This is a genomic window from Stenotrophomonas sp. SrG (assembly GCF_050031795.1).
Lineage (GTDB): Bacteria > Pseudomonadota > Gammaproteobacteria > Xanthomonadales > Xanthomonadaceae > Stenotrophomonas > Stenotrophomonas rhizophila_A.
In genome coordinates this window covers 1-254 of sequence record NZ_JBNBBE010000531.1, presented here as the reverse complement: position 1 = coordinate 254, position 254 = coordinate 1, and the positions used below count along the sequence as shown (strand labels likewise).

General features: G+C 75.2%; 1 pseudogene. It reads right to left on the bottom strand.

The window, feature by feature from the left end:
• Positions 1–192 (bottom strand): annotated as a pseudogene (locus tag ACQG3P_RS20755) (sensor histidine kinase); the annotation flags it as partial.
• Between the last annotated feature and the right edge of the window lie 62 nt (positions 193–254).

The window sequence follows — 254 nt, the reverse complement described above, 5'->3', positions numbered from 1 at the left end:
CACCACCGCCGCCGACCGCCGGCCGGCGCCCACCCCGCCCCACCGGCGCAGGTCCCTGGCCGAGACGTACCCATGCGGCAGCGGCGAGCCGACGCGGCCGCTGACCGCATAGCCGATCAGGCAGGCGCCGGCCACGGCCAGCCAGCTCAGGCACCACAGGGAGCGTGCGAAGAGGGCGACGGGAACGGTCATCGGCTGCCATCAGAGGAGCATGCGCGGTGCGCTGCATCCCACAATCGGCCGCAGCTCGCGCG